At 51.9% G+C, this 22,463-nt stretch carries 21 protein-coding genes; 13 read left to right on the top strand and 8 right to left on the bottom strand.

Annotated features, from left to right (window positions below):
- Positions 1–9 precede the first annotated feature (9 nt).
- Positions 10–702, top strand: coding sequence for an HpcH/HpaI aldolase family protein (locus ACKWJN_RS06845; RefSeq protein ID WP_408595602.1), 693 nt, complete (start codon positions 10–12; stop codon positions 700–702).
- A 1-nt stretch (position 703) separates the two neighbouring features.
- Here ACKWJN_RS06845 and ACKWJN_RS06840 read toward each other — a convergent pair whose 3' ends face one another.
- The gene (locus tag ACKWJN_RS06840; protein WP_408595601.1) at positions 704–1,675 is read right to left on the bottom strand and encodes a Bug family tripartite tricarboxylate transporter substrate binding protein; all 972 of its coding nucleotides are present in this window, start codon (positions 1,673–1,675) and stop codon (positions 704–706) included.
- Between the two features lie 35 nt (positions 1,676–1,710).
- Positions 1,711–2,646, bottom strand: a complete 936-nt coding sequence (locus ACKWJN_RS06835; RefSeq protein ID WP_408595600.1) for a dihydrodipicolinate synthase family protein — start codon at positions 2,644–2,646, stop codon at positions 1,711–1,713.
- 103 nt (positions 2,647–2,749) lie between these two features.
- Between ACKWJN_RS06835 and ACKWJN_RS06830 the strand changes: the two genes are divergently transcribed.
- From ACKWJN_RS06830 to recB, 4 genes are read left to right on the top strand one after another with little or no spacing between them, the layout of a single operon-like run.
- Positions 2,750–3,316 (top strand): nuclear transport factor 2 family protein, encoded by a 567-nt coding sequence (locus ACKWJN_RS06830; RefSeq protein WP_408595599.1) that lies wholly within the window; start codon positions 2,750–2,752, stop codon positions 3,314–3,316.
- Between the two features lie 23 nt (positions 3,317–3,339).
- A complete protein-coding gene (locus ACKWJN_RS06825; RefSeq protein ID WP_408595598.1) occupies positions 3,340–3,480 on the top strand; it encodes a hypothetical protein in 141 nt (46 codons plus the stop codon).
- Between the two features lie 7 nt (positions 3,481–3,487).
- A complete protein-coding gene (gene recC, locus ACKWJN_RS06820; protein ID WP_408595597.1) occupies positions 3,488–7,045 on the top strand; it encodes an exodeoxyribonuclease V subunit gamma in 3,558 nt (1,185 codons plus the stop codon).
- The gene (gene recB / locus ACKWJN_RS06815) at positions 7,042–10,653 is read left to right on the top strand and encodes an exodeoxyribonuclease V subunit beta (RefSeq protein WP_408595596.1); all 3,612 of its coding nucleotides are present in this window, start codon (positions 7,042–7,044) and stop codon (positions 10,651–10,653) included. Before recC ends, recB begins: the two co-directional genes overlap by 4 nt.
- Here recB and ACKWJN_RS06810 read toward each other — a convergent pair.
- Positions 10,650–10,925, bottom strand: coding sequence for a hypothetical protein (locus ACKWJN_RS06810; protein WP_408595595.1), 276 nt, complete (start codon positions 10,923–10,925; stop codon positions 10,650–10,652). The genes recB and ACKWJN_RS06810 overlap by 4 nt on opposite strands.
- Before the next feature lie 573 nt (positions 10,926–11,498).
- Between ACKWJN_RS06810 and ACKWJN_RS06805 the strand changes: the two genes are divergently transcribed.
- A complete protein-coding gene (locus ACKWJN_RS06805) occupies positions 11,499–12,887 on the top strand; it encodes a Fic family protein (RefSeq protein ID WP_408595594.1) in 1,389 nt (462 codons plus the stop codon).
- A 180-nt stretch (positions 12,888–13,067) separates the two neighbouring features.
- Here ACKWJN_RS06805 and ACKWJN_RS06800 read toward each other — a convergent pair whose 3' ends face one another.
- Positions 13,068–14,057 carry a hypothetical protein gene (locus tag ACKWJN_RS06800; RefSeq protein ID WP_408595593.1) on the bottom strand — a complete coding sequence of 330 codons (990 nt, stop codon included), beginning with the start codon at positions 14,055–14,057 and terminating at the stop codon, positions 13,068–13,070.
- 709 nt (positions 14,058–14,766) lie between these two features.
- On the opposite strand from ACKWJN_RS06800, the gene ACKWJN_RS06795 reads away from it, so the two are divergent.
- From ACKWJN_RS06795 to ACKWJN_RS06775, 5 genes are all read left to right on the top strand, one after another.
- Positions 14,767–16,053: a tyrosine-type recombinase/integrase gene (locus ACKWJN_RS06795; RefSeq protein ID WP_408595592.1), complete on the top strand. Its 1,287-nt coding sequence runs from the start codon at positions 14,767–14,769 to the stop codon at positions 16,051–16,053.
- Between the two features lie 146 nt (positions 16,054–16,199).
- Positions 16,200–16,463: a hypothetical protein gene (locus ACKWJN_RS06790; RefSeq protein ID WP_408595591.1), complete on the top strand. Its 264-nt coding sequence runs from the start codon at positions 16,200–16,202 to the stop codon at positions 16,461–16,463.
- On the top strand, positions 16,460–16,951 hold the full coding sequence (locus tag ACKWJN_RS06785) for a hypothetical protein (RefSeq protein WP_408595590.1): 492 nt from the start codon (positions 16,460–16,462) through the stop codon (positions 16,949–16,951). The genes ACKWJN_RS06790 and ACKWJN_RS06785 overlap by 4 nt, the downstream gene beginning before the upstream one ends.
- A 91-nt stretch (positions 16,952–17,042) precedes the next feature.
- Complete coding sequence (locus tag ACKWJN_RS06780) at positions 17,043–17,321, top strand: hypothetical protein (protein WP_408595589.1); 279 nt, start codon at positions 17,043–17,045, stop codon at positions 17,319–17,321.
- An 86-nt stretch (positions 17,322–17,407) separates the two neighbouring features.
- Positions 17,408–17,812 (top strand): hypothetical protein, encoded by a 405-nt coding sequence (locus ACKWJN_RS06775; protein ID WP_408595588.1) that lies wholly within the window; start codon positions 17,408–17,410, stop codon positions 17,810–17,812.
- Positions 17,813–17,884: 72 nt separating this feature from the next.
- Here the strand turns inward: ACKWJN_RS06775 and ACKWJN_RS06770 are convergent, their stop codons facing one another.
- A complete protein-coding gene (locus ACKWJN_RS06770; protein ID WP_408595587.1) occupies positions 17,885–18,598 on the bottom strand; it encodes a hypothetical protein in 714 nt (237 codons plus the stop codon).
- Positions 18,599–19,040: 442 nt separating this feature from the next.
- Here ACKWJN_RS06770 and ACKWJN_RS06765 point away from each other — a divergent pair, with 442 nt between their 5' ends.
- The gene (locus tag ACKWJN_RS06765) at positions 19,041–20,099 is read left to right on the top strand and encodes a hypothetical protein (RefSeq protein WP_408595586.1); all 1,059 of its coding nucleotides are present in this window, start codon (positions 19,041–19,043) and stop codon (positions 20,097–20,099) included.
- 737 nt (positions 20,100–20,836) lie between these two features.
- On the opposite strand, the gene ACKWJN_RS06760 is transcribed toward ACKWJN_RS06765, so the two are convergent.
- Positions 20,837–21,130, bottom strand: a complete 294-nt coding sequence (locus ACKWJN_RS06760) for a hypothetical protein (RefSeq protein WP_408595585.1) — start codon at positions 21,128–21,130, stop codon at positions 20,837–20,839.
- Positions 21,131–21,228: 98 nt separating this feature from the next.
- Between ACKWJN_RS06760 and ACKWJN_RS06755 the strand changes: the two genes are divergently transcribed.
- Positions 21,229–21,429: a hypothetical protein gene (locus ACKWJN_RS06755; protein ID WP_408595584.1), complete on the top strand. Its 201-nt coding sequence runs from the start codon at positions 21,229–21,231 to the stop codon at positions 21,427–21,429.
- 119 nt (positions 21,430–21,548) lie between these two features.
- On the opposite strand, the gene ACKWJN_RS06750 is transcribed toward ACKWJN_RS06755, so the two are convergent.
- Both ACKWJN_RS06750 and ACKWJN_RS06745 read right to left on the bottom strand, forming a co-directional pair.
- Positions 21,549–22,076, bottom strand: coding sequence for a hypothetical protein (locus tag ACKWJN_RS06750; RefSeq protein ID WP_408595583.1), 528 nt, complete (start codon positions 22,074–22,076; stop codon positions 21,549–21,551).
- 104 nt (positions 22,077–22,180) lie between these two features.
- Positions 22,181–22,444, bottom strand: coding sequence for a hypothetical protein (locus ACKWJN_RS06745; RefSeq protein ID WP_408595582.1), 264 nt, complete (start codon positions 22,442–22,444; stop codon positions 22,181–22,183).
- Positions 22,445–22,463 lie beyond the last annotated feature (19 nt).

The raw sequence follows: 22,463 nt of genomic DNA, 5'->3' as shown, positions 1-22,463 counted from the left end.
ACCTCCACCATGAACTTACTCAAGCAACGCTTTCGAGACCAACAACATGTGATCGCCGTCAACGTGGGCGGCCGCAACCCCGACGTGATGGGCGTTTTGGCCAGTGCCGGAGCGCACGCGGCTTTCATCGATTGCGAACGCACGGGCATTGGCCTGGATGTGGCCACCGAGTTGATTCGTGCAGCCAAAGTGGCGGGCTTGACCTCGCTGGTGCGCAGTTGGTCCAAAGACCCTGCGGTGCTGGTGCAGTTCATGGACCGTCAGGTTGACGGCTTGGTGGTGCCCCACATCAACTGCGCCCAAGATGCGATCGACGTGGTGGAGTTGGTGCGCTATGCCTGTGGCGACGACAAAGCGCCGAGCAAAATTGTGATCGTGCAAATTGAAACGCGTGAGGCGATTGAAGCGCTGGACGAGATCATGGCAGTGCCGGGCGTAGACGCCTATTTGATTGGCCCCAACGACTTGGCCTACAGCCTGATGGGGCAACGCAGCGCCAGAACACCCGATGTGCTGGCCGCCGTGGACGGCATTGCCAAACGCCTCAAGGCGGCGGGCAAGCCCTTCGGCTTGCCGGGCAAGCTCGACGAATTGCCCGACTTTGTGGCCTCCGGTGCCACGCTGCTGTATTACCCCATTGAATGGTTGTTGACCAGCGCCTTGAAAGACCTGAACGCGCGCTTGGACGCGCTCAAGCGCTAGGTCAATCGAGTTTGATGTTCTTTTCTTTGATCAACGCAGCCCAGCGCTGCAAATCGTCTTTGATCAAGGCCGAGAACTGCTGAGGGCTGCTGCCCACAGCCTCCACCCCCATGGTGGCAAAGCTCTTTTTCACCGCCTCGTCTTGCAGCGCGGCAATCGCGGCTTTGTTGAGCTTGTCCAACACATCGGCGGGCGTGCCCAGGGGCGCCACCAAGCCAGTGAAGTTGGTGATGACGAAGCCTGGAATTCCCGACTCCACAAACGTGGGCACGTTGGGCAATGACTTCCAACGCACCGCCGACGAAACCGCCAAAGCCTCTACCTTGCCTTGCTCGATGTAGTTGGACGATGAGCTGACTTGGTCAAACAAAATGTCCACCCGTCCGGCAAGCACATCCAACAACGCGGGGCCAGCGCCTTTGTAGGGCACGTGCAACAAGCTGGTGCCGGTCACGCTTTGAAAAAACTCACCCACCAATTGGTTGGAGGTGCCGCTGCCCGCAGACGCCATGGTCAAGCCGCCCGGCTTTTGTTTGGCCATGCGCACCAGATCGGCCATGTTTTTGGCACCCAAGCCTGGACGTGTGATCAACACAAAGGGCACCGAAGCCAAATGGGCGATGGGCGTCAAACCGTTCAGCGGGTCGTACGGCCAGTCTGCGTAAAAGTTGGGGGCCACGCTCAACGAACTGTTGGAACCCATCATCAAGGTGTAGCCGTCGGCGGGTGAACGCATGGCGGCTTCAGCGCCAATTTTTCCGCCCGCCCCGGTTTTGTTTTCCACAAACACGGTTTGGTTCATTTGCTTGGTCATGGCGGCGCTGATCACCCGCGCCGTCACATCGACGTTGCCGCCTGGTGCAAATGGCACGACGATGCGAATGGGCTTGTTGGGAAAAGGCTGCGCATGCACCACCCCCAGGCCCAACCCAACCAGACAGACCCACACACAGTGCACAACACGCTTAGACAAGTTCATAGACACCCCAAAGAAAAAAGGTTTCAACATCACAACAAAGCAGCCAGGCGGCGCTGTTGGCGCTGGGTCAACCGCGCCACGTCGGCCAAATCGGCAGCCGACAGTTTGGGCCCAGGCTTGCGCACTGCCGCCGACGCGATGATGCCGCGCTCGGCAAAGATGTGTTTGCGCACGGCCAGCCCAATGCCTGCTTGTTGCTCGTAGCGCGCCAAGGGCAAATAGGCATCAAAGATGTCGTGGGCGCGCTCTACATCGCCAGCGGCATGCGCACGACACACATCCACCATCATCTCGGGGTAGGCAAAGCCCGTCATCGCACCGTCGGCCCCACGGCTGAGTTCTTCGGGCAAGAACAAACCGCCGCCATTGCCCGTGAGGATAGACACGCGCGCCAACTCACCCCGATCGCTCGCCGCTCGGATGGCCGAGAGTTTGGCCAAGCCGGGGCAGTCCTCGTGCTTGAGCATCACGCAGTGGGGCGAGTTTTGGAGGATTTTCAAAATCACATCGGGCGACATTTGCACGCCGGTGGCCACGGGGTGGTCTTGCAGCACCCAAGGCACCTTCGGGCCTAAGGTTTCGTTGACCATGTCGAAATAAGCCACGATCTGCTCGTTGGTTTTGACGGTGCCCGGTGGGGCCACCATCACACCCGCAGCGCCCATGTCCATCACGCTCTCGGTCAGTTCACGCATGGGCGCAAAGCCTGCGGCCGAGGCACCCACCACCACGGGCACGCGCCCTGCCACACGCGCCAACACCTGCTTGACAAAGATGCGCGACTCTTGCGCCGTGAGCTTGGGCGCTTCACCCATGATGCCCAACACCGTGAGCCCGGTCACACCCGCTTCCAACAGAAAGTCCACCATGCGGTCGGTGCTGACCAAGTCCAGTTCGCCGCTGTCGGTGAAGGGGGTCACGGTGATCAGGTACACGCCGGTGGCGGCTCGGTTCAATGCATTCATACGCAGTCAGTCTCCTTGTGTGCATGCTCGCATCCCTTGTGCTTTTTCCCCGGTCATTCATGCGACACTTTTTGACATTGCCCTCAGCCCCCAAGGAGTCCTTATGCCCGTCATTTCTGTCACCCTGCTGCCTGGTTACCAGCCCGAAGTCCAACACCGTTTGGTGCAACGTTTGGCGGTGACCGCACGCTCTGTGATTGCTGCTGCTGAGGCTGGCACCACCGTGTTCATTCAAGAGGTCAGCACCTACCAGCGCAATGGCCAGGTGTTCACGGGTGGCGGTGCTGCGCGCCCGGTGGCCAGTGAGGTGGTGATGGCGTTTTTGAATGCGCTGGCCGAGCGCAACTTGGACTTGGCGGCCACCCACTTGAGCGCCAACTTTGCCATGGTGTTTCCAGGCAACGCGCAGATGAACACTTTGCAAGAGTTGGTCGAGTGGTCGCGCCCGCGCTACCAATCGATCACAAAAACCGTTGAACACCTCGACGAGTCGTGGCGCGGCGACGGTGCCGTGGTGTACGTCAGCGGCACCCTGAGTGGCGTGTTCCACAACGGCCACACCTTTGAGGACATCCGCTTCATCGACCGTTTTGAAGTGGTGGACGGCAAGATTGAGCGGCAGGACGTGTGGAACGATTTGGAGGCCTATAAAATGATTCATGCGGCATGAATGCATGCCAAGGAGTTCAGAGCTTGATTGCGCCACCAGGCATTGACGCGCTCTACACCTTTCGGGTGAGCAAGTCGCCCCGAGGCGTCGGCTTTCGTGACGGCAATTTTCTGCGGGAGCTCTTGATCCAGCCCGATCATGATGCCACCTACGGAAAGAAATAAACACGCCATGCCCCACCCCACCGGCTTCATGGTGCTGCACAGCAACCAGCTGGAAGGTCTGCGCGATCTGATGGTGCAGTTCATCCGGAACAACCCCTTGCCGCCGCTGGCGCCCGAGGTGTTGCTGGTGCAAAGCAACGGCATGAAGCACTGGCTGGAGCTGGCCTTGGCGCGCGACAGCGCCTTGGGCATTTGCGCCGCCACGCAGATTGAATTGCCCTCGGCCAAGCTGTGGCAAATTTACCGAGCGGTGCTGGGACACGACGCCGTGCCCGCGCACATGCCGTTAGACAAATCTCCCTTGGTGTGGCGCTTGATGCGCCGCTTGCCTGAGTTGCTGGCACAACCGGTGTTCCAACCCTTGGCTCAGTACCTGGGCCAAGACACCAGCGATGCACAAGCACCCAGCCCAGATGAACCCTCTGGGCGCCGTGCCTACCAACTGGCGCTGCAACTGACCGATGTGTTGGACGGTTACCAAAACTACCGCGCCGATTGGCTGGACGATTGGGCCGCAAGCCAAGACAGCTTGCGATCGGCCCAAGGCACACCGACGCCATTGCCGACTGCGCAGCATTGGCAGCCCGAGTTGTGGCGTGACTTGCTGCAAGACCTGAGCGGTGACGCACCGGTTGACCACCGTTTTCGCTCGCGGGCCGACGTGCACGAGGCCTTTGTCAAAGCACTGCAACAACTGCCCGAAGGCGTGCGACCCGCAGGTGTGCCCCAGCGCTTGGTGGTGTTTGGCGTGACCTCGCTGCCCATGCAAACGGTGCAAGCCTTGGCCGCTTTGGGCAAGGTGTGCCAAGTCTTGATGCTGGTGCAAAACCCCTGCCAATATTTTTGGGGCCATGTGGTGGACAGCCGCAGGCCCTTGGCCGCATGGAGCCGCCGCAGACAAAGCGACAAAGCCAATTTGCCGCTGGCGAGCGACCACTTTTCGCCTGCCGAGCAATACCTGCTGCACACCGACAGCAACCCGCTGCTGGCCGCCTGGGGCAAACACGGGCGCGACTACCTGCACCTGCTGGATGGCTTTGACGATGTGGCGCGCTACCGCCACCAGTTTCAACGCGTCGATGTGTTCGTCGACCCCGTCAACACTGCCAAAGAGCAGCAGCGCCGTGCCACCGTGTTGGAGCAATTGCAATCCGATTTGCTCAACCTCAACCCAGCGCCTGCCACGCCTGAGCCGCTGGCGCCCCAGGACAGCAGCGTGAGCTTTGTGCAAACCCATTCGGCACAGCGCGAGGTCGAGGTGCTGCACGACCGCATCTTGGGCTGGCTCGATGCGCAGCCCCAGTTGCAACCGGGCGACATCATGGTGATGGTGCCCGACATGGCCGTGTTTGCACCGCACATCCACGCCGTGTTTGGGCGCTTTGCCGCCCAAGCGCCGCGTCACATTCCGTACTCGGTGGCCGACACCACGCCGCGCACCGAACCACTGGTGCAGGCCCTTGATATGTTGTTGCAACTGCCGCAATTGCGCATCACACGGGTGGAATGGATGAGCCTGTTTGAAGTGGCTGCCGTGCGCCAACGTTTTGGCTTGGACGAGGCCGATGTCGCGCAACTTGACGCTTGGCTGCAACAAGCGGGGGTGCGCTGGGGCCTCGATGCCCCCCACCGTGAAACCTGGGGCATGGATGCCACTTTGGCAGACGCGGCACAAAACAGCTGGCTGTTTGGCGTACAGCGTTTGCTGCTGGGCTACGCCACGGGCACACCGCAGGACAACTCGGCTCAGCCCCCAGCCTGGCAAGACACCTGGCCCATGGACGGTGTAGGCGGCTTGGACACCCGTGTGGTCGATGGTTTGTTGCAGTGGTTGAAGGGCATCGAGTGGGCACTGGGCCAATTGCGCCGCGCCCACACCCCCGAGCAATGGGTCACGCTGCTTCAAGCGCTGGTGGCCCAGTTTTTCAAAGCCAGCAGCGACGCCGATGTGCGCTTGATGGAACGCGTGATGGCGCCGCTTGAGACTTGGCTGGCGGAGTGCCAACTGGCGCGCTTGGACACACCCTTGCCCTTGGTGGTGGTGCGCGAACACTGGCTGGCCCAGCTGCAACAACCGGCCATGCACCGGCGCTTTTTTGGGGGAGGCGTGCAGTTCGCCACGCTCATGCCCATGCGCTCCATCCCGTTTCAGGTGGTGTGTTTGTTGGGCATGAATGACGGCGACTACCCGCGCAGCCAAACCCCACGTGACTTTGACCTGATGGGCCAAGCTGAGCTGTGGCGGGCCGGAGACCGCTCACGCCGCGAAGACGACCGTTACTTGTTTTTAGAAGCGCTGCTGTCCGCCCGAGAGCGCCTGTACATCAGCTGGCAAGGCAAACGTGCAACCGACCACGAAGACCAACCGCCCTCGGTGCTGGTGGCTCAGCTCATGGACTACCTCAACACCAGCTGGAAATTGCCTGATGCTTCGCACGCGCCCACCGCGCCTGCTTTTGAGGCCCGCCTGCAACCGCTGCACGCGTTTTCGGCGAGCTACTTTCAGGCGGGCAGCGATTGGTTCACCTACGCCAGCGACTGGCAACACGCACAAACACAAGGCGTGGTGGCCTTGGATGTCAAGGTTCGGGACGAACAGCCCACGGACATCCAGTTGCACCAACTCAGCCGCATGCTGCGCCAACCGGTGGACGTGTTTATGCGCGAACGCTTGCAGGTGCGCCTAGACACCCCCGCTGAAGCAGCGCCCGAGGAAGAGCCATTTGCGCTGGACGGCTTGGACACTTACTTGCTGACCCAAGCCATGGCACGCACCCAAGACCCTGATCGGGCGCTCGCGCAATTGCATGGCAGTGGCAGCTTGGCGCTGGCCGGTTTTGGTCAAGCGCAGCAAGCGCTGTTGCTGCAACAGCGACACACGTTGTGGGCACGCTTGACACCGGGCCTGGTGGACTGGCCCCACGACATGCCCGCGCAGTCGATGGACTTCACCTTCACGCTCGCCTCTGGCGACGTCCTGCTGCATGCCGAGTGGCAGCCGCAACCCCAACTTTGGAAAACCAACGCCCAACGCAACGCCTGGCTGCAGGTGGATGTGCGACCTGGCTCGGTGCTGCAAGGCAAACGCAAAAGCGACAGCCAACGTCCCCGCGCCGAAACACTCACCGATGTGTGGTTGCAGCACCTGGTGGCCTGCGCCAGCGGCACGCCCACCACCAGTGCACAAGTGGGCTTGGATGGTTGGGTGCAGTTCAACCCCATGTCCGCCGATACCGCCCAAGCTCAGTTGCACAACTTGGTCGAGGCCTATGTGCTGGCCTGGCAGCAGCCTTTGCCCGTGGCACGCAAAACCGCCTGCGCTTTTTTGAATGCCCTACGCACCCAAGACCCCCACCCCTTGCAAGCGGCACGCAGCAAGTTTGACGGGGAGCACATGCGCGCGGGTGAATTCCCAGAGTCCACCACCTTGCAACGTGTCTTCGTTGGCTTTGACGATTTGATCGACAGCCTGCCCGTCTGGGCCGAGCGCTTGTATGGGCCGATGGTCGATGCGGCCGTGTTGTTGCCCAGCGGCGATGCAGCGCACCCCGAGGAGGCGCCATGACGCCAGCCGCCACCGAGCTGCAACCCCTGACGCTGACTTTGCGTGGGCGACAGGTGATTGAAGCCAGCGCCGGCACAGGCAAAACCTGGACGCTGGCGGCGTTGTACCTGCGCTTGGTGTTGGGCCACGGGCGACACACCGCCGATGGCCAAGCCCACGCGGGCTTGTTGCCGCCCCAAATTTTGGTGATGACGTTCACCGAAGCGGCCACCGCTGAACTGCGCGAGCGCATTCGCCAGCGCTTGCGCGATGCCGCTGTGTTGTTTGATGCCCGGGCGCAACAACGTGCCCTGCCGGAAGGCTTCCAACCCGACGCCTTTTTGCTTGAACTGCTGCAAAGTTTTGACGACGCGCTGTGGCCGCGCTGCGCCCTGCAACTGAGCACTGCGGCCGACTGGATGGACGACGCAGCGATCTACACCATCCACGGTTGGTCACGCCGCATGCTGAGCCAGCACGCACTCGACAGCCGCCATCTGTTTGAGCAAACCCGTCTGGACGATGCCCAGGCCCTTCAACGCAGGTTGGTGCAAGACTATTGGCGCACCTGGTTTTACCCACAACCCGCAGCGGTGTTGCAGCAACTGGGGGCAAGCCTTGGGCGCTCGCCCGACGACTTGCTCAAAAAGCTGCAAGTGCTGTGGCGTGAACACGCCCGCAAACCACGCGTGCCCAAAGAGCCGCAGTTCACGCCCAGCCAAGCGATGGAGGCCCACATGCATTGGCTCACGCAGTGCCAAGCAACGGCCCAGGCCGCACGTCAGGCCTGGTCGCTGGAGGTGTTGCAGGCCCTGCAAGCCAAGCGGCTCAAAGGGGCGTCTGAAAAAAATTACGCCAACTGGCTGCAAGGACTGCAGGCCTGGGCTGAACAGGCGCAAGCCCTCAAGCCTGACACCCTCAAACGCTTCACCCTCACTGCCTTGCAAGACAAAGACTGGCCCGAGCCCGAGCGCTTTGCTTTTTTTGCGGCGCTTGGGGCGCATGTGGACATGCAGGCCCAAGCCCCCGACACGCCCTCGCGCGTGGCCCAACATGCGGCGCACACCGTGGGGCTGGCTTACCAAGCCGCCAAAACACAGCGCGCAGCATTTGACTTTTCTGATTTGCTGCAAAACCTCTACCGCGCTGTGATGGCCGAAGACGGTCGCTTGGCGGAGGCAATTCGCCATCAGTACCCGGTGGCTTTGGTGGACGAGTTTCAAGACACCGACCCTTGGCAGTACGGCAGCTTGCACCGCATTTACGCCCCTGAGGCCGTCACCCCTGAGAACGCCTGGGTGATGATTGGCGACCCCAAACAAGCCATTTACAGTTTTCGTGGCGCCGACCTGAGCACCTATTTGCAGGCCCGCGAGCAAGCCTTGGTGGGCAACCCGCAGGCCTTGCACACGCTGAGCGGCAACCGTCGCTCCAGCGCCGGACTGGTCAATGCCGTCAACCATGTGTTCACGCAAATCGACCAGCCGTTTTCGCCTGAGCATGCCGTGGGCAGCGCCGGTCTGAACGAGATCGCGTTTGTGCAAGTCAGCCCCGAAGGCGATGTGCCTGCACTGCAACGGGCCGATGGCAGCGCGCAACCCGGCCTCACGGTGTGGCAGCTGCAAGGCGACGACCCGGTGGTCAAAGCCCATGCGCACTTGCACCACATGGCCGCTGTGTTTGCCGACCAAATGGCCTTGCTGCTCAACCAGCGTGTGGCCACACCGGGCGACATGGCGGTGCTGGTGCGCCACCAAAGGCAGGCCGACGCCGTGCGCCAAGCCTTGCGCCAGCGTGGCATTGCCAGCGTGTATTTGTCAGACCATGCCAGTGTGTACCAAAGCGCGGAGGCCTTGGACCTGTGGCGCTTGCTGCGTGCCGTGGCCTCGCCGCGCCAAACCTCGTGGGTGCGGGCAGCCTTGGGCAGCCCCTTGTGGGCGCTGTCGCTGGACGAGGTGTTGGCCATCACCCAAGACGAAACCCAGTGGGAAGCCCTGCTGGAGCAGTTTCACCAATGGCAACAGGTGTGGCATCAGCAAGGCTTGCTGCCCATGCTGCACCAGTGGCTGCACACTGGCGCGCGCGCGCAGCGGCTGGTGAGCGGCCCTCAAGGTGAACGCCGTTTGAGCAACTTGCTGCATCTGGGCGAGTTGCTGCAACACGCCGCCCAAAGCTTGCAAGGTGAACACACGCTGGTGCGCCACTTGGGCCAGCAGATACGGCAACCCAGCGAAGGCAGCGATGCCCACGCCATGCGCTTGGAAACCGACGCGCAGTGCGTGCAAGTCATCACCTACCACAAGAGCAAAGGCTTGCAGTACCCCCTGGTGTTTGTGCCATATGCCGGGAGTTTTACCGTCGAAAAAACCGCCACGGCCATCACGGCGCCCGACGAGGACAACCCCGAGCCCGCGGACGAGATCAGCGTGTCCACCGACGAAGACATGCGCCTGTTGTACGTGGCCCTCACGCGGGGCCAGCGCGCGGTTTGGTTGGGCGTGGCCGAGACCGACAAAGACTTGTCGGGCGACCCAGCCAAGGGCACGCTCAAGCGCAGCGCCCTGTCTCGCTTGCTCAAACGCCAAGCGCGGGGTGACTTGCAAACCCAGCTTCAGGCCTTGTGGGCGACTTGCAAAGACTTGTCTGTCGCACCTTTGCCCGAGTTGCAGCACGTGCACTACCAGGCCCCGGTGCAGACGACCGAATCGCAAGCGGCCTGCACGCCCAAGCGCCAGCACCACAGCCTGTGGTGGACCGCGAGTTTCAGCACGCTCACGCGGGGCTTGAGCACCGACTCGCTGCGCGACGAAGCGGTGGTGGACGCCATCACCGATGCCGAAGCGCAAGACGTGCCTGAGCTTGACGTGCAAGGCCAAACCATGGCGACCGCCAGCCGTTGGCAAAACTTTCCGGCGGGTGCGAGCTACGGCACCTTGCTGCACGACCTGCTGGAGTGGCAGTCGCTCAACCACTGGCCTGCCGCTCGCGACGACGCGCCAACTTGGGCACAGACAGAGTGGCAAACCCTGCTGACCCGCAAAGCGCGTTGGCTGCACTTGGACGACGCTGCGCAAGCGCAGCTGACCCCTTGGATCACGGCGCTGGTGAGCACCCCATTGCCGTTGCCAGGTCTGGGTGCCGAGCTGGTGCTCAGCCACCTGCCGCGTGATGCGTTGTGGGCCGAGATGGAATTCAGCTTCGAGGCGCATGGCGTCTCTGCAGCGACCTTGGACCAACTGATTGGGCAACACCTGTTGCTAGGCGCACCCCGCCCGGCTCTGCAGGCACGCGTGCTGCAAGGCATGTTGACCGGCTTCATGGACTTGGTGGTGGCACACGATGGGCGCTATTGGGTGGTGGACTACAAGTCGAACAAGCTGACCGACTACACCCCCGAACTGCTGCAAGACGCGGTGCTGCACAAACGCTACGACGTGCAGTACGTGCTGTACACCTTGGCACTGCACCGGTTGCTCAAAGTGCGCTTGTCTGACTACGACTACGACCGCCACATGGGCGGCGCGGTGTACCTGTTCTTGCGCGGCATTGACTTGGCGGGTGCCGGGGTGCACGCGCAACGCCCACCACGGGCACTGATAGAAGCCTTAGACGCCGCTTTTCGGGGCTAGTAGCGAATTTTGATCATCAGGTTGGCCTTGATGCGTGGCATCGTTTCTTTGCCCAGCCCCATATCGCCTGACCCCAGGTCGCCATAGGTGGAGTTCAAGGAAAGATTGAGCTTGGGGTCGGCGCTCAACACGCCCACCGAGACGCTCAAACGGTCCAATGCGGGTGCCAAGTCGGCCAGTGCCGGCGCAGACGCCAAGCCGCTGGCCCCACCCAAGCACATGAGCGCAAGAATGCGGACACCTCGCGATGGGAGGTTGCTGTGCACATGCATGGAGAGTCCTTCGTTCGGTCATGGGAGACAACGCAACCAGAAGTGGGCGGGTGCCCAACCGTTGCTTGCCGTTGCAAAGACTTGAAGGCAACCAAAAATCATGACCAAAGAGGCTTCAAATACAAGCCTCTTTGCATTCAATGCTCCAAGTTTTGACACTGACAGTATTTGAAACCACGCCACTCATCGACTTGCTCTGAGCGATTGAACCAGCGCCTGAAGATGTTGAATATCTTCAAATGAGCTTATTTGAGGAAATCTCTGGACACTAGTGGGTATTACCAATCGTGGTAGTTCTGGAATCAGCAAAATAACCTAGCTGCAAATAATCACAATAACCTAGCCACAAAATATCGTGATATCCTAGCTATTCAATTGCACCATTTCCTAGCGGAGACGTCGTCCATGGCCACAATCACCCCTTCACAACGCCGTCTGGCTGAAGCTCTCAAATCTTTCAAGGCACGGCAGGACGAGGGCCGATATGTTTTGCGTTCTGACGACCTAGGTCGCACTGAGCGAGAGGCGCTTGTGAAGGCTGGCTACTTGCGACTCATCATCAAAGGCTGGTACATGTCATCGCGCCCAGACGAGCTTGACGGTGACTCCACTGCTTGGTTTGCCTCTGCTGCGGAGTTCATCGGGCGGTACGCCGAAAGTAGGTTTGGGGATCAGTGGTGCGTCTCGGCCGACCACTCGGTGCGCTTGCATGCGGGCAACACAACTTTGCCGTCACAGCTTGTCTTGAATGCACCCGCCGGTCAGAACTCAGTGATTCAACTGCGGGCTGGCCATTCGCTTTTGGACTACCGCGCCAAAGATTTCCCCAAAGCGGATAAGCTCACCATGGTGGGTGGCTTGCGTGCGATGACGATCGAACAAGCCCTGATCCGCGTGCCTGAATCGTTCTATCGCACCTACGCTCGCGATGCACAAATTGTGCTCGCCGCCATGCGCGACGCCGATGAGCTGGTGCGCCAGTTGCTAGATGGTGGTCACAGCGTGGTCGCGGGGCGTCTCGCAGGTGCCATGCGGGCCTGCGGGCGTGACGATCTGGCAGACAATATCGTAGGCGTCATGCGTAGCGCAGGCTACGCCTTCACCGAGGTCAACCCCTTTTCTGACCCGCTAACGGAGTTGCGCGCCACACGCGGCGAGTCGCCTTATGTGACCCGCGTACGACTGATGTGGGCACAGATGCGCGAGGAAGTGATCGATAGCTTTCCCGCCGAACCAGGTTTGCCTGTAGATGAGGGGGCATACTTGGCAGCTGTGCAAGACACGTATGTGCGTGATGCCTACAACTCACTGTCCATCGAGGGCTATCACGTGACAAACGCGTTGATCGAACGTGTGGCCTCTGGCAATTGGGATCCTGAGCAAAATGAAGCGGACTTGCAGTCCAAAGACGCAATGGCAGCACGCGGGTACTTTTTGGCGCGTCAGAAAGTGGAGGAGTCCATCCGCAAGATTCTGGCCGGGGAAAACGCGGGTCGCGTTGTCGCGCAGGACCACCGCGTTTGGTACCGCGAGCTCTTTGGGCCGAGCGTCGATGCCAAGCTGCTGAAGCCTTCGGACCTAGCGGGTTACCGCAGCCATCAAGTTTTCATCCGCAATGCCGTTCATGTGCCGCCCCCGAAAGAGGCCGTGCGGGACATGATGCCTGCCCTGTTCGAATTTCTGGAGGCCGAACCAAATGCCGCAGCGCGTGCCGTGCTGGGCCACTTTATTTTCGTTTTCACGCACCCTTATATGGATGGCAATGGCCGTATTGGACGCTTTCTGATGAACGCTATGTTGGCTTCAGGTGGATACCCTTGGACGGTGATTGAGGTGACGCGCCGACCGGAGTACATGGAAGCACTCAATGCCGCAAGCACCGACGGCGACATCGGGCCGTTTGCGAAGTTTGTGGCGTCAAGCCTGCGCGATGAGATGAAGCGAGCTGCGGGGGCGGTTTAAACTTAACTTAGCAAGCCAAGCAACAGCGCCTTCACAAGTTCGCCCCAATAAATTGGACAACTGGTAACTAGAGAATTCCGGCGAAACTACCCCCTGGAGTTTTGTCACGAAGAAGTCCAAATTCACAGAAGAACAGATTGCATTTGCTTTCTCCATTTCAGTGTTGAGATCATTATTTGTCTACTGATTTGGGGGAATGCCATGTCGCAAAGCAAAGCGATAGGTATTAGGGGATGACTTAAGCCATTCAGCACGCGTTTTGTGTTTCTTTGCCTCTTCAAATATTTCGTCATCTGTGAAAGCAAAGCCACTTTGAATTTTCTTCAGCTCTAGTTTGCTCAAGTCGCGAGCAACATTACTCACTTCAACATCTTGCTTTTTGGCTGCGCAATCAATGGCGACTTTTAATTTCTCATTAATGGCTACTTCTGACTTTGACTCCCACGATTTGATTTCTAAAAAGTCGTATCCATTCGTCAACGCCCATGTCTTCTTTTGCAAGTCATGTTCTTGGATTTCTTTGCGACTTTGCTCATCATCTCTCCAACCACGTTGATGCTGTTTGCCATGAAACTCAACAATCAAATTCAAAGTTGCTATGTAAAAGTCAAAAGGTTTTGATGCAATTTCTTTGTCTTCTTTAAATCGTTTTTCAGCCACGTACTCAATGTTATGACTCAACAAGTACTTGTGAATGATTGAGGGACCAATTGGCATTGCCAAAGTTGACATATGCTCTGTTGCTTTAACCATCCATCCATTCTTTTTCGCTACGTTGTAAGCAGAAACCTCGTCTGCTGCCCATGCAGCAATTGAATTGAATTTCTTTGCGCTTGCAAGCACGTTCTCTTCAGACCAAGTGCCATTTACTCTCTTGCCCTCAACCATATGAGAGCAAACATTTTCTAAGAGTCCTCTAATTCGTGCTGTCTTATACGCAGATGGTTCTGTAGTTTTCCAAGCACCTCTAGTCATATAGTTTGCTGCACTAGTTAGCAATTCTTCATCTGTCCAATCTCTTTTGATGATTGGCATGTGATGAGTAGCTTCATCCATGCAATCCAATCTCAGTGCTGCCTTGTATGCACTTGACTCGTTAGCTTTCCACTCAGAACGCTTTGTATATTTCCTTGCACTCGCAAGCACCATGTCTTTTGACCAAACTGTCATAAATGGTCTTTCGTTACTTTCAATTTGAATTCGTGACAAATTTCAAAGTTGACTCTAGCTCTGAGACAGAAGTGTTGAACCATTCAACTCTTGTAATGATTTCACGTTATTAGCAGTTGGCATTGCTTGCACTTGGGGGGCAATGTGCAACTTACGAACTTATAGCAATAGTAGCGAAAGGCTTCAAAAATAATCGTCATGCTTAAATTATCAAACAGAACAAAAATTTAACTTCAAGAAAGTTGAACCTCGTCAAATCTAAGTGTGAGCTGTCAAATTCACCTCAACTCATGCTGACAGCAAAAAAACAGAAAAATCGCTCTAAGGCGTTTCTCGTAGGTCCTAGTAGCATTCGTGACGTGATGCTCTGCTGCGAAACACTATGCATCTGAGTTGAGCAAGCTCTTTCTGAGCGACACTTAAAAGCACTTGTTCTCAGCTTTTGGACATGCTAATCTAGAAGATTTCGCCTATTTTTTAAGCAAAACTCCAAACAAAAAGTGTATCTTTAAGTGTATCTTTCTTAGAGCACAAAAGAAAAAACCCTAAGTGAATCAATCACTTAGGGTGAATCTATGGCGGAGTGGACGGGACTCATCGTCAATCAAGAAAAACCTCGCAATCCTATTGTTTATGAGGGTTCTGGTCAATAACATGTGGTAAAAACATGTGGTAAAGTGAAGAAATATGCTGAATTATTAAGCACTACATGACCAAGAAAACGTTCAAACCAGCGCATTTAGAACTTCGTCACAAGACATACTTTGCACTCTTGGTTGTTCCCAAAGACGTTAGGCACATAGTCGGCAAGTCAAAGTTCTTTGAAACGACTGGTACTGGAGACCTAAGGATTGCTCAATCTCTAGCAACTTTTAAAGTCATAAAGTGGAAAGCGGAGATTGCTGCCGCAAGAACAAGAACGTCCGACCCTGACATCAACTCAGCAATTGAGTTGCAACGCATGTTCAAGACATCTCCCGCACACTTGGTTCAAGATGTGATTGACGAAGAAACGTCCAGAATAGAGAACGAAACCGGTCTACTGTCAGCAGAGACATTCAACGTCATTGCAACTGGCAAACGCAAACCACTGACCATCTTCATAGACGAATGGGTCAAAAACGAACAAAGAAGAGGTCTTGCCGCAAAGACGATTGCTCAAATGAAAAGCGATGTTGAAGTCTTGGTGTCGTTTTTAACAACCTCAAACCTGCTTGTGTACGAGCACACAAATTTATGGATAAGACACGTCACCAAAACAGCAAATCTTTCGCCAGCATCTGTAACGCGAATCATCGGTTCTTGTCGTAATTTCTTCAAACATTTGAAATTCATTGGAGAAGTTTCAGAAGACACCAAGGAACCATTCATCGTCCCTAAGGAGTCCAAATTAAGCAAGAAGCGCAACTCCAAAGCACAAAACAAAACTGAGTCTTGGTTGCCATTTAGTGCTGGCGAAGTAGAACGCCTCTACTCTGAAGCAATTGTTCGCAAAGATTGGACACTTGGACAATTGATTCTGATTGGCGCCTACACAGGTGCAAGGATTGAAGAAATTTGTTCTTTGAAGAAAGAGCACACCGACCTTAAAGAAAAAAGTATCAAGATTACAGATTCAAAAACTGAGGCAGGTGTACGAATCATTCCTATCCATCAGAATCTGCTTCCTGTAATCAACGAACTAATGACTACAGGCGATGAATACATGATTGCAAACCTGACAAAGTCGAAGTTTGATGACCGCTCAAACGCAATTGGCAAACGATTTGGACGACTGAAAACAAAGTTAGGTTACTCAAAGCGCCATGTATTTCACTCAATACGAAAGACGTTCACAACTCAACTTGAAAACGCAGGAGTGAACGAAAACGTGACAGCAGACATCATTGGACATGAAAAACCGAGGATGACTTATGGTCTCTACAGCGGGGGCACGAATCTTGAGGTCAAGCGAGTTGCGATGTCAAAGGTTTACTATGACTTCAAAAATCCTTAAAACAAGATCGTCACAGTGAAGAAGTCTGTTACAAATACATCCAGAACTGACAAGAAACCGTCCAGAAGCAGTTCAAAGATAGTTCGGTAACTAAAGTCACACACTGAGTTCAACCAGACACAAAAACCGACTGGAGAAGACGCGACATGACCACTTGGCACCGAGCAACCATCAAGTTCCAGTACTCACCCAAGACTGACTTGAATCATCGTTCAATCTCTTCTGTAACCACACAGGTCTACGGAAACACAGAAAGTGCGGCAATGGAGGCACTTCGAAAGATGTATCGCAGTTGGGACAACTTCGTGATTCTAGGAATTGAGTGGAAGAACTGGTTTATGCGAAACCCGCCATGGTCTAGAGACGAACACATCATTGCGGGTAAAGGTTTCTATGAGGAAAAGAGATGAAATTATTAATGATTATTTTGTGTTTCCTTATCCTTTCAGGTTGTGCTTCATCTCCATATAAAAAAGAAAAAAACACAATTGATGCAGCGATAGATGCGTTTGGAAAATGTAAGGATGATGGAAAATTAGATAAATATATTTGTGCACAAAATTTATATCTTGGAATAGATAAAGTCAACGACAAATTTCCCTTAAAAGCAGTTTTTCTGGAATTTTCAGATAAATTGCATGAGGTTTATTTTTTGAGATATCAAAATAAAATTAATGACAAGCAAGAAGAATTTGAAGTGTCAAAAATAAAAAATATTTTTTTTGAAAATGCAAAGAAAATTGCAATGCAAATAGATAGTATCGGAATTTCCCCTGGTTACACCCCTAGCGAAGCGCTACGAGACTTTTCATCCGACTACAGCAAACGAATGCAGCAAAACCCATCAAGACCGATTTTTTGTAACCCAACTGGATCAGGTTCATTCGTGTGCAACTAGAAAATTCTATTTGGATTTAATAAAATCAACAATACTAAACTCCAGATGGATTTCATGGACGACCAACAAATAATTTAATGAAGATCAACAAATGAGAAAAACACAATTTTTAATTCCATTACTTCTTGCGCTCTTACTAACAGGTTGTAAAACCATTGAGGAGGACTTTGCAAAATGCGAGTTTGAAGTTTATAAAACCTTATTGATTGCAGGTGACAAGAATCTTCCTCATATTATTGCACTCGGTGAAAAAGATAAAGATCAAAATCTAATACTAATATGCATGAGGTCCAACGGTTATGAATGGGATGTCAGTTTTGGTATGGATTCCATAAAGGATCCAAAAGCATATAGACGAAAGTGGTTCTGACTTCCAAGACGCAAAGGTGATGTTGAGAACCCTAGAGGTGGTGTGCGTCACATCATTGCTGGCAAAGGTTTCTACGAGGATAAGAAATGAAAAAATATTTTTACTTTTTAATAGCATTTCCAATCATTGCATTCGCGCAAGCAGGCAAGTATGACTTCACTGAAGATGCCGGTGAATACATTAGTAATTCGGATAATGTATTTTACATAATTGGTGCAATTCTAATTCTTTCAATGTTCGGTGGATGGTCAGTTTTTAAGAAAGTATTTACTTTCTTTGCATACTTATTTGGACTCTTAGGAATTGCTGGAGGGTATGCATTTATCTTGTTCAAAATTGGATTTTATCTTCAAGTAATACTATTAGGCGACACACCAAAAAATAATACTTTTGGAATTATAAGTTTTGTTTTTTTCATTTTCGGTTGGTTTATACCTATCTGGATATATGCAAAAAAAACAAATGAAGAAAATGAAAAAGATGAAAGTTAAATTAATATCAATTTAAAATCTGGACTTTTAAATAATCTAAACTATATATCGTTTGAAATGAACGATGCAACCTCAAAAAGGAAACTTCCCCTGCTCCACATTTTTAACAATCAATGCTGCCTTCTTCACTAACCGACTTGCCGTATTCGCAAGAATGAGTTTCTTGTTAGTGATGATTGCCTGAGTGTCACCGTCATCAATAAATGCATCACGTTTGATTGCCTTGCACTCTTGCGTAATCTTCCACAGTGGCATCTTTGGGTTGGCAATCTTCATGTCATAAACGCGCAGACATTTTTGAAGCGAAAAAATATCAATGTGACCTGTCACTGGATATCGTGCAGTAGAAGTCACGTTGTTTCGTCTTCCACGTTTGCCTGAGTGATGGGCAGTCAACAACTTTTGAAACTCTGCTGCCAAGAATCTCTTAGGTAATGCCAGAGGCACTTGAACAACCAAGACCTGACCAGCAACACTTGCATCAGGCATCGCATCAATCAAAGTCATCTTGGGCGGCAACTGTTCTGCAAACAGATAAGCACCGCTTTCATTGGTCTGCCACCAGGTCTTGAAGTCAGACGCAAACACATCACCAAAGTCTTGGTAGATTTCCTTCAGTTTCCCCTTTCCACCAGATTCGCAGCATTTTCTGTAGGCATCACTGCGTCTCAAGAACTCCCACCAAAGGTAGTAAATCGAGTTCTTGAACGGTTCAGTCGCCTTGACTGCATTACTGCGTCCAAAGGTTGGATGTTTGTAGGCAAATTTGAGTGCTGTGTAGGTCATTTTATAAACACCTTAATTGCAGAATTATAGGTGTTAGGTGTTTAAAAACACGAAAAATACGACAATAGAGTCACTTAATTAGGAATAGTCTTGATTAAGAAACTCTCAAGGAAACCTATGCGTAAATTTGCTAATGTACCCACCAATCCAAACACTTTATTTTTGAGAAATCTAGAAACAATTCTAATTTTTAAAGAAATCTGTAATTCTCGTCAAATAGCAAATTTCAGATCAGAGATTGCGCCACACATACTAGAAATTTTAGAAAAGTACAAATATGCTTGTGAAGATAACACGCATGAAGGACTTCAAAACCGATACATCAGTAACTGCATTTCAGTTAGAGAGCATATTGACTATCTATCAAAAAAAACTTACAACGTTCAATACTAATTATGCAAGTCATAAAATTAAATTGTGAAATGAACTCAAGGATATTAATATGAAAAAATGCAAATTAAACCTCGAATTGATGAGTTATCAGGATGTCTTCGATGACTATGGGGCGAAGATTCAGCAGAATCACGAACAGCAAATCAACGCACAAGGTATTGCAGTTGGTTCAATCATCGCAATTGGCAAACTGCTCAAAGAGGCACGGGACTACAAGGACAGTCTTAACGTGAAGAACAAATCGAAACTATGGTCAAAGTTTGAAAATGGACTTACTTTCAGCAAAGGTCACATAAGTAAGTACATCAAGATTTCTGATAATTCTGTGCTTTCAAACAAAGTCCACTATTCAAAACTGCCACCGAGTGTTTTTACGCTGTATGAACTGACACACCACGACCAAGAGACATTGGTTAATGGAATACGGTCTGGAGCGATAACAGCGAATCTCAATCGTTCAGATGTTGCATCAAAAAAGGAGAAGAAACTAGCGTCTCCATCCTCCACAACACCCCAAGTTGAACTTGGAAAATTGCGTATCGCAAAAGACCACTGGGTCGCAAACTATCATGGATTCAAATCCGAGTTGAATGGATTGCTTTCGAAATACAACGTCACGCTAGTTGAAGCGTCTGTGCCAAAGAAGATGGTGAACGATGAAGACCGATACTATAAAACTATTACCAAGGTAATTTTCCGAGAAGCGAAGAAGTTTTATCTTCGTGAAGTCACCACTTTGTTGGACATCAAGTTGAAGGAGAGAAATCTTCTTAAGTCCTACGGCAAATCATCATTCAAGAAAAAGGTCGACGCCCTAAAGTTCCCGATTGATGAGTTTGATGTTTCCAACTGCGCTACAGACGATGAAATCAAACAGAAGTACCTCTCCCATGGACTTGATGGAGAAGTCGCTTGGAACCATTATTGGAGCGATTGGTACGCACTTGCAATGGATGAAGCAAGTAAATACGAATATGCGTTGGCACGGCGGGGGGAAGAAGATGACATCCAGTACATCAAGAATGCCATTGAAAAAACCTCGAAATCCAAAGTCACGAGTTTCACACCCGTGAAAAAATCAGACAAATTCACAGGAATTAAGTTTTAGATTTATACAAAATATTTTAACGGTACATATAAGTAGAGATTTCGGCAGACATGCATCCGACCTATTGCTCAGGATGCAGGATTTCGTACCATAAACATAGTTGATGAATTTCTCATCGACCGCATGAGTTACAAATGCAATTACTTTACTTTAGGAATATTATGACTAATACAAATACACAGTCTCATCTAAAAAACCGATATATGTTGTCCGTGTTTGACAATAAAGAAATACGACGGATTCGACACCCATTTATGACGAAATATTGTTTGACCAGATTCATTTTTGAGTATGCGAAAAATCCCCAAAGATATGATCGCTTAGAAATTTTTATGGAACCAACATTGAACACAACAATAAAAGTTTCTAATCCTGACTCACTGGATGAAACTTGCACATTACGTGAATATATTTTTGGTTCGTTCTATCAAGAGAATGCAGAAGAGTACGAGTCCAATGAGAAATTTCGAAAGGAAATGGACAGTTTTCAAAACTAAGTCAATGAAACTGTGTCAAATGGCAAACTTGTAACTTCGGTGACATGTTTGCCACTAATAAGCGTAAATCTGAAGATGCCACTCTTATAAATAAAGGTGTTCCGCTTTCAGATTTACCTTACCAACCAAATTCATAAGCACCATAACCTAAACCAACCAGTAACTTCCATCTTATGAGCGAAGCGAATAAGATTAAAGCAAGACCCACCAGGTCCAAGGTAGATTTTTTATTTCTATCTTTTAGATGCAATCAAATTGCCAGTTGCTTCTTTCGATTCGGGTGCCACCCCATTGACGAACCAATCTTGCAGATTTACCGTATTTCTGGCAATTTTCATCAGCAACTGCTAAAACTCGCTGCGCCCCATGACCAAGGATAGTTACGGTGTTTCGATTGGACGATAAAACGTCTATATCATCACTTGCAAAATTTGCAGCACATCCGGAAAGTAGCGCAAAACTTAAAAGTGCAATTTTCTTCATAACGAGTTCCTTTTGGTCAATGTTCATAAATTTTATGTCCATTCCGTCCATAAATACTCCGCCAAGCGATGAACCAGTTACATCGCCCCGTTGTCACACTGACGTTTTGTGTGTGACTGTTAGTTTATTACCTTGATGGAGATGAACCTATGACTAAACCGATGCAGTTTGGCACCTATAAAGAGATGACCATAAGAATTCCAGTCGAACTTTATGACGACTTCGTGGGACTTTCTACACGTATGAACGTGTCCAACTCCCAGTTCGTGACCAGTGCCGTCACCTATTTCATCCTGCGAATGAATGAAACGCAACGCATGGACCACGCTGACAATGAGATGCGACTATGAGTCAAAATCTAACAAGTGAAGGGTTCAGAAAGTCTGCCAAACGGGTCTACGTCCAGTAACGCTTTCCAGATGCTTTTGTGACTGTTTGCAAGAGTTCAGGAAGTTGATGATTTACAAAATTACCTACAGTTTGTTTGAACTGAATTACCGATAGCATATGAATTACATGAAATCGGTGCTGGTATTGGTGCTGGTTTAGGTTGCATTGCTTGAAAGGCACTCCATGCTTGTATTGCTGCAGCATCTTGAATCGCTTTTGCTTGTTGCTGCTGTGCTCTTACAGCACTTTGTCTCATAGCGAAATCTAAATCTTTTTCAAGACCTGGAGTATTTGCGTCTCTGCTAAATTGATAGTTGTATGCGTTTGTACTGCTCGCACAAAGTCGTATTGTTGGAGGAGATGAAGATGTTGCACCACTAACCCATTTCGCTTCAAAACCTTTGACTAAGTAGCAACCTGAGGCGTCTTTGTGAGCAGTCATTGCTTTGCCGTCATATTGGACAACTAAAGGCGCAACTCCATAGACTTTGCCAGTCCCCAATTCAGTGATGTACGCACCAGATGGTTGTGACAAAAGAGTTAATGATTGATTACTCACACAACCTGAGAGCAAAACAAAGAAAATTAAATAAGAAAGTTTGCGCATTTAAATCTCCTAGGGTAGGTGTACATACTACAAGCATTACCGGATCGTACTTAGCATCCCATTTCCATCATGATCCGACCACCTCACAAAGGAGAAAATGTTTCTTAGTGTGTGACCCTGCTACCAGGTGGACCAATGAATTCATCTATGCCGTCTCGTTCAATCTCTGCAAGCACGAACTGCAATGCTTCCGTGTCAGATTCGAACTCATCATCCCAGACTGTAGAGTTGCCAAAAGTGTCCACCACTTGGACGTTCCATGCCGTGTCTGGCATCCGATAGATTTCAATCTCAACAGACTTGCCGTCTTTGGTGTATTTCTGATCTAGCAGTGATTCAATCAGATCGTCTTCGGTGTAGTCAGGCATAGTTCTCTCCAGATGCATA

Origin of the sequence: Limnohabitans sp. (assembly GCF_046052825.1) — a bacterium.
GTDB lineage: Bacteria > Pseudomonadota > Gammaproteobacteria > Burkholderiales > Burkholderiaceae_C > Limnohabitans.
This window is presented reverse-complemented; position numbering and strand designations above follow the sequence as displayed.